This is a genomic window from Pseudonocardia sp. KRD291 (assembly GCF_019263595.1).
In the GTDB taxonomy this organism is placed as follows: domain Bacteria; phylum Actinomycetota; class Actinomycetes; order Mycobacteriales; family Pseudonocardiaceae; genus Pseudonocardia.
This window is the reverse complement of the sequence record NZ_JADQDD010000009.1, coordinates 45,913-52,798: the sequence shown is the minus strand read 5'-3', so window position 1 is coordinate 52,798 and position 6,886 is coordinate 45,913. Positions and strand designations below refer to the sequence as shown.

At 73.1% G+C, this 6,886-nt stretch carries 7 protein-coding genes; 1 reads left to right on the top strand and 6 read right to left on the bottom strand.

Going from position 1 to position 6,886, the window contains the following annotated elements:
* The 6 genes from gndA to I4I78_RS03010 form a co-directional block, all read right to left on the bottom strand.
* Positions 1-1,388: NADP-dependent phosphogluconate dehydrogenase (gndA, locus tag I4I78_RS03035; RefSeq protein WP_218609616.1), on the bottom strand; the 1,388-nt coding region annotated here is incomplete at its 3' end.
* 138 nt (positions 1,389-1,526) lie between these two features.
* Positions 1,527-2,384 (bottom strand): alpha/beta fold hydrolase, encoded by an 858-nt coding sequence (locus I4I78_RS03030; RefSeq protein ID WP_218609615.1) that lies wholly within the window; start codon positions 2,382-2,384, stop codon positions 1,527-1,529.
* Between the two features lie 63 nt (positions 2,385-2,447).
* Positions 2,448-3,323 carry an SCO1664 family protein gene (locus I4I78_RS03025; protein ID WP_226378989.1) on the bottom strand — a complete coding sequence of 292 codons (876 nt, stop codon included), beginning with the start codon at positions 3,321-3,323 and terminating at the stop codon, positions 2,448-2,450.
* 25 nt (positions 3,324-3,348) lie between these two features.
* The gene (locus I4I78_RS03020; protein ID WP_218609614.1) at positions 3,349-3,927 is read right to left on the bottom strand and encodes a DUF3090 domain-containing protein; all 579 of its coding nucleotides are present in this window, start codon (positions 3,925-3,927) and stop codon (positions 3,349-3,351) included.
* Positions 3,928-4,035: 108 nt separating this feature from the next.
* Positions 4,036-4,776: a histidine phosphatase family protein gene (locus I4I78_RS03015; RefSeq protein WP_218609613.1), complete on the bottom strand. Its 741-nt coding sequence runs from the start codon at positions 4,774-4,776 to the stop codon at positions 4,036-4,038.
* Positions 4,777-4,845: 69 nt separating this feature from the next.
* Positions 4,846-5,667: an undecaprenyl-diphosphate phosphatase gene (locus tag I4I78_RS03010; RefSeq protein ID WP_218609612.1), complete on the bottom strand. Its 822-nt coding sequence runs from the start codon at positions 5,665-5,667 to the stop codon at positions 4,846-4,848.
* A 206-nt stretch (positions 5,668-5,873) separates the two neighbouring features.
* Between I4I78_RS03010 and I4I78_RS03005 the strand changes: the two genes are divergently transcribed.
* Complete coding sequence (locus I4I78_RS03005) at positions 5,874-6,818, top strand: aldo/keto reductase (protein ID WP_218609611.1); 945 nt, start codon at positions 5,874-5,876, stop codon at positions 6,816-6,818.
* The last annotated feature ends 68 nt before the right edge of the window (positions 6,819-6,886 follow it).

The window sequence follows — 6,886 nt, the reverse complement described above, 5'->3', positions numbered from 1 at the left end:
GTTCCGTCGGTGTCGGTGCGGCGGTAGGTGTGCGCGCCGAAGTAGTCGCGCAGGCCCTGGATCAGGTTCGCCGGGCCGCGCTCGCGACGGTAGCCGTCGTAGTAGGACAGGCTGCTCGAGAACGCCGGGATCGCGACGCCCTGCTCGGTCGCCGTGGTCACCACCCGTCGCCACGCGTCCTGCGCGTTCGCGACGGCCTCGGTGAAGTAGGGGACCATCAGCAGGTTGTCCAGGTCCGGGTGCTCGGCGTAGGCGTCGCGGATCCGGTTGAGGAACTGTGCCCGGATGATGCACCCGCCGCGCCAGATCGTGGCCATCGAGCCCAGGTCGAGGTCCCAGTCGTTCTCCAACGAGGCGGCCCGCATCTGCGCGAAGCCCTGCGCGTAGGCGACCACCTTGGACGCGTAGAGCGCCTGGCGGATGTCCTCGACCAGGTCGTCGCGGTTCGCGCCGCCGCCCGGGGTCGGCCCGGCCAGCGTCGTCGACGCGTGCCTGCGCTCGTCGGCCAGTGACGACAGGGTGCGGGCGAACACGGCCTCGGTGATGCCGGTCAGCGGCACCCCCAGCTCGAGCGCGTTCATCGCCGTCCAGCGGCCGGTGCCCTTCTGCTCGGCCTGATCGGCGATCACGTCGACCAGCGGACCGCCGGTGGTGTCGTCGGTCTTGGCCAGCACCTTGGCGGTGATCTCGCAGAGGAACGACTCCAGGTCACCGGAGTTCCACTCCTCGAAGATCTTCCCGATCTCCGGCGCGGAGAGCCCCGCGACGTGCGTGAGCAGGTCGTAGGCCTCGGCGATGAGCTGGATGTCGGCGTACTCGATGCCGTTGTGCACCATCTTCACGTAGTGCCCGGCCCCGCCGGGCCCGACGTGCGTGCAGCACGGGGTGCCGTCGACCTGCGCGGCGATCGCCGTCAGGATCTCCTCGACCTCGGAGTAGGCCGCGGTGTCGCCGCCGGGCATGATGCTCGGCCCGAGCAGGGCGCCCTCCTCGCCGCCGGAGACGCCGATCCCCATGAAGCGCAGGTTGCGCTCGGCGCAGTACGCGGTCCGGCGGTCGGTGTCCGGGAAGTGCGAGTTGCCGGCGTCGATGATGATGTCGCCGGCGTCGAGCAACGGGGCGAGCTCGTCGATCACCGCGTCCACCGGCTTACCGGCCTTGACCATGACGACGATCTTGCGCGGCGTCTCGAGGGCGTCCACGAACTCCTGCAGCGTCTCCGCGCCGGTGAACGGGCCCTCGTCGCCGAAGTCCTTCATGAACTCGGTCGTCTTCGAGGTGGTGCGGTTGTGCACGGCCACCGGGAACCCTCGGCGGGCCATGTTGCGGGCCAGGTTGGCCCCCATGACCGCCAGCCCGGTGACGCCGATCCGGCTCTTCTCCGCCATCGCGTTCCTCCCTGTGCTCGGTGCTCTCGCGAGGGACGACCACCCGGTTCGACGGGCGCCCCCACGTCCACCGTCCATCCTGGCCCGGCGCGGGGGCGCATGCGCGAGCAGGTGCCGACCCGTTCGGAGTTCGGTTCGTCACCGTCCGGGTGCGGCGAGGAACTCGGTGAGCAGCTCCGCGGTGCGCTCGGGGGCCTCGACCGGGATCCAGTGCCCGACGTCGTCGACCCGCCGGTAGGTGAACGGGCCGTCGACGAACTCGGCCGACCGGGTCATCTGCTCCTCGGTCAGGGCCATGTCGGCGCTGCTCCACACCCCGAACACCGGGCGGGAGATCCGCGGCAACGGCGGCGGCTCGACGCCGACGAACGTCGCCGGGTCGATGTTGGCGCGATACCAGTTCAGCGACGCGGTCAGCGCGCCCGGCCGCGACAGGTCGGCGACCTGGCGCGCAGCGGCGGGGTCGTCGGGGGCCGCGCCCGGGTGCGCCCAGCTGCGCAGCAACGCCCAGTCGTCGGCCGGAAGGACCGACTCGGCGACGCCCGGGAACTGGAACCAGAGCATGTACCAGGACAGCGACTTCTGTTCCAGGCCCGCGCTCCGGAACGCGCCGGGGTGCCCGACCGAGAATGCGGCGTAGCGGCTGACCCGCTCGGAGAACGTCGCGACCGCCCACCCGAGCGAGGCGCCCCAGTCGTGCCCGGCCAGCGCGAACTCCTCGACGCCGAGTGCGTCGGCGAGCGCGAGGACGTCGCCGGCGGTGCGGCGCAGGGTGTACTGCTCGACGCCCTCGGGCCGGTCGCTGTCGCCGAACCCGCGCAGGTCGGGGGCGATCACGCGGTACCCGGCCGCGGCCAGCGCGCGGATCTGGTGCTCCCACATCAGCGCCCGGTCCGGCCAGCCGTGCAGCAGGAGCACCGCCGGTCCGGAGCCCTCGTCCAGGACCGAGAGGGTGACGTCGGGAAGGGTGACGCGGGTCGGTGTCAGGGCATCCACGCCCGCGACCCTAGAACGTCGGGCCCTGCAACCTCGGACCCTGCACCCTCGGACGCTGGAACCTCAGAACGCCGGCCACGGGATCGCGGGCCCGTACCCGTTCGGCTCCGGGAACCGGGGCTCGTTGATCAGCCGGTCCACCCGGGAGCGCAGCGCAGCGACCTCGCGGCGGGTCACGTGCTCGCCGATCTCGTCGCCGAAGTCGCCGGCCAGCTTGCGACGCAGGGTCCTCAACGGCTCGATCAGCTCGCCGCGCAGCTCGTCGCCGACCCAGCCCCACAGGACCGTGCGGAGCTTGTCCTCGGTGTGCAGGGTCAGGCCGTGGTCCACGCCGTAGACGCGCTCGTCGCCACCGACCAGGACGTGCCCGCCCTTGCGGTCGGCGTTGTTCACCACGACGTCGAACAGCGCCATCCGGCGCAGCTGGGGGTCGTCGGCGTGCACCAGGACGACCGGGTCCCCGGCGCCGTCGCGGGCCCGCAGCACGGGCAGCCAGCCGTCCGGGACGTCGGCCGGCCCGCACAGCTCGACCAGCGACGCCGCGGCGAGGGTGATCGTCTCGCCGTCCAGGTCACCGTCGAGGTCGTCGTCGTCCGGGTCGCTGATCGCGGTGTCGTCACCGGCGGAGACCCACGCCTGGACCATGCCCGGTCCGAACGGCCCGTCGCGCAGCAGGGTCGGCGGGACCACCTGCAGCCCGGACGCTTCGGAGATCAGGTAGCTGGCCACCTCGCGCCCGGCCAGCGTGCCGTCCGGGAAGTCCCAGAGCGGACGCTCGCCGCGGACCGGCTTGTAGACGCAGCGCATGTCCACGCCGTCGGCGCTCACGGTGCCGAACAGGGTGGCGTTCGAGGCGTCGACGAGGCGCCCGGTGATCTCGATGCGCCCCTTCGCCAGCACCGTGTGCACGGCGGGGTCACGCAGGTCGGGAACGCTCAACGCGGCGATCTCGTGCGCAGCGGCGTCATTCGGCCTCGGTCACGGGGTTGCGCTCGTGGTAGCCGTTGAGGCGCACGCACACGTGACCCTCCGGGTCCAGCGGCTCCGCGCACAGCGGGCAGGGCGCGCGCCCGGCCGAGACGACCTTCTCCGCGCGGTCGGCGAACGCCCGGGCCGCCGACGGCGACAGGAACACCCGCAGCGCGTCCGGACCCTCCTCGGTGTCGTCGAGGACGACCGACTCGTCGATCTCCTCCTCGCTCACCGCCAGGAGCTCCACGACGATCGAGCTCGAGTCCGCGTCCCAGCCCAGGCCCATCGTCCCGACCCGGAACTCCTCCTCCAGCGGCACCGTCAGCGGGTCCGAGTCCGACCCACCGGTGGCGGGTTCCGCGGCCACGTCGTCGCCGAAGCGCTTGCCGACCTCGCCGAGCAGCGCCGTGATGCGCTCGGCCAGGACCGAGACCTGCTGTTTCTCCAGCAGCACGCTGATCGTCCGGGAACTCTCCATCGCCTGCAGGTAGAAGGAGCGGTCGCCGGGCTCGCCGACGGTCCCGGCCACGAAACGGTCGGGCTGGCGGAAGACGTGGATGACGCGTGACATGACCACTCCACGATAGTTCACGCCCGGTCCGGCGGCATCCCCGCGGTCGGTGGCGGTCCCGGGACCAGCGCCTTCCCCCGCGACCGTGCGAGCAGGATCACGCCGGGGTCACGCGTTCGTGGAGCCCCCGATGACGGCGTCCGAGGCCGAGGGCGCCGCCGCCCCGCCGTCGGCGGCCGTGTCCGCGTCGTCCGTGGCCTCGTCGGCCTTGGGCTCCGGCGGGATCAGGCTCGCCACGTCACCGGACTGCTCGTTGACGCGGGCCACGAACGGGCGCAGCTCGGTGTAGAGCACGACGCTGACCGAGCAGGTGTCGACCATGATCCGCTGGAAGTTGTCCAGGTGGGTGGCCAGCGCGTCGGCCAGGACGGCCTTGATGACGTCGCCGTGGCTGCAGGCGACCCAGATCGCGTTCTCGCCGTGCTCGTCCGCGATCCGCTTGGCCTGGCGGCGGACCGCCGCGACGGCGCGGGCCTGCATCCCGGCCAGTCCCTCGCCCTCGGGGAACACCGCCGCCGAGGGGTGCCCCTGCACGACCTTCCACAGCGGCTCGGAGACGAGGTCCTTGATCGCCCGGCCGGTCCAGGAGCCGTAGTCGACCTCGGCCAGGTCGTCCTCGACGACCGGTTCCAGCTCCCGCGCCGCGGCCAGCGGGGCCACGGTCTGGCGGCAGCGGGTCATCGGCGAGGTGACGACCGCGGAGATCGGCAGCGTGGCGAGGCGCTCGACGACCTTGTCGGCCTGTTCGCGTCCCCGCTCGTCGAGCTCGACACCGGGGGTGCGTCCGGCGAGGACGCCGGAGACGTTCGCCGTCGAGCGTCCGTGCCGGAGCAGGATCAGCGTGGTCACGGCCGCCGAGCCTACGTGCCGGGTGGTCGGCGGGTCCGCGGAGGCGGTCAGGTCGCCTCGGCGCGGGCGTCATGTTGCCGCGACGGCTCCGATCGCCAGCGCGGCGAGTAGCGCGACACCGAGCGCGATCCGGTAGGCCACGAACACGTACACGGTGTTGTTCTCGACGAACCTGAGCAACCAGGCGATCACCGCGTAGCCGACGACGAACGCGATCACGACCGCGACCACCATCTGCACCGCGCTCGGCCCGTCGCCCGCGGCGATGTCGGGGAGCTGGAAGATCCCGGCGCCGAACACCGACGGGATGGCCAGCAGGAACGAGTAGCGCACGATCGCCGGGCGGGTCAGGCCCAGCGCGAGACCGGCCGTGATCGTCCCGCCGGAACGGGACACGCCGGGGATCAGCGCCATCGCCTGCGCCAGCCCGAGCAGGATGCCGTCCTTGAGGGTGATCTGCGAGATCTCCCGCTCCTGGCGCCCGAACCGCTCGGCCAGGCCGAGCAGCACGCCGAACACGATCAGTGTGGTCGCGACCAGCCAGAGGTTCCGCGCGACCGTCTCGACCTGGTCCTTGAACAGCACACCCAGCACGGCGATCGGCACCGAGCCGATGATCACCAGCCAGGCCATCCGGTAGTCCGGGTCGTCGCGGGCGTCCCGGTTCGCCAGGCCCCGGAACCAGGCGACGACCAACCGCCAGATGTCGCGCGCGAAGTAGACGATCACGGCGGCCTCGGTGCCGATCTGGGAGACGGCGGTGAACGCGGCTCCCGGGTCGTTGCCGAAGAACGCCCCGGAGGCGATCCGCAGGTGCGCCGACGACGAGATCGGCAGGAACTCCGTGAGCCCCTGCAGGAGCCCGAGGACGATCACCTCGAGCCAGCTCATCGGCGGCCCGTTCGGGGCTGGACGCTGCGGGCGTCGGGGCGGCGGTCGATCACGGGCGGTCACGGTACCGGTGGGCGGATGCGCGGTCCGTGGCCGCTCCGCTCGGCGCACCAGCCCGCACCTCCGCCGCCCGCCGGCGGTCCGCCGTCGCCGCACCGGCGCGTCCGACCGGCGCGAGCGGGACCGGGATGCCTACGCTCCGCCCCGTGCAACGCAGACCGGTCGGCGCCAGCGGGCTCCAGGTGTCCCGCATCGGCCTCGGCACCATGACCTGGGGGGACGACACCGACGTCGAGGCGGCCGGTGAGCAGCTGCGCGCGTTCGTCGAGGAGGGCGGCACGCTCGTCGAGACCGCAGACGACTACGGCGGCGGCACCGCGCAGCAGGTGTTGGGCGGCCTGCTCGGCGACGTGGTGCGCCGCGACGACCTGGTCGTCGCCGGGCGTGGTTCCCCGCCGCCCGGGCCGCTCGGTGAGCACGCCTCCCGGGCCACGCTGCTGAGCTGCCTGGACGCGACCCTGCGCCGGCTGGGCACCGACCACCTCGACCTGTGGCAGATCCCCGGGTGGGACACCCGGGTACCGCTGGAGGAGACGCTGTCCGCGGTCCAGATCGCCGTCTACTCCGGGCGGGTCCGCTACGCCGGGCTGGTCGCGCCGCGCGGCTGGCAGCTCGCCACCGTCGTCGAACGGTCGACACCGCTGGGCAACGTCGCCCGGCCGGTCTCGGCGCAGGTCGAGTACTCGCTGCTGGCGCGGCGCCCGGAGATCGAGCTGCTCCCGGCCGCCGAGCACCACGGGCTGGGCCTCATCGCCTGGGCGCCGCTCGGGCGCGGCGTGCTGACCGGGAAGTACACCGACGGCACGCCCGCCGACTCCCGCGCCGCATCGGCCGTACTGGCCGGGTACGTGGAGGCCCGGCGCACCGAGCGCTCGACGCGGATCGTGCAGGCCGTGCTCACCGCCGCGGACGGCCTGGGGACCTCACCGCTGTCGGTGGCCCTGGCCTGGGTGCGGGACCGCCCCGGGGTGGCCGCCGCCGTCGTGGGGGCCCGGGACGCGGCGCAGCTGCGCGCGTCGATGGCTGCCGAGCGGCTGGTGCTCCCGGCCGAGATCCGTACCGCCCTCGACGACGTCAGCGAGCCCGTCTGAGCGGTACGTCCTCCCCGGCCGTGCCGCCGTGCCGCCGTGCCGCCGTGCCGCCGTGCCGCCGTGCCGCA